We start from the raw sequence: 272 nt of genomic DNA, 5'->3' as shown, positions 1-272 counted from the left end.
GGCGCACCTGCAGCAGGAGAATCACAACCACCATTAAGGTCCAGAGCAACTTCATTGCCGATTCCGTTCAAAATTCAATCAATCAAAATACCAACGCCGGACGTTGAGTATAGACCTTAGAGTAGATTAGCAACAAATTCTTCTAACTGCCTGTACAAAAAGGCCATCGCATCCAGATTGTCATCCGGAACACGATGGCCTTAACAGTTTTTCGCCGATTGCCGGCCTGACACTTTGCCAGAACCGGTCAGATCAGTCGATCAGCCCTGCCC

This window comes from Marinobacter sp. UBA2498, from assembly GCF_002341575.1.
Classification (GTDB): Bacteria; Pseudomonadota; Gammaproteobacteria; order Pseudomonadales; family Oleiphilaceae; genus Marinobacter; species Marinobacter manganoxydans.
Note: the sequence above shows the minus strand (reverse complement) of the source record.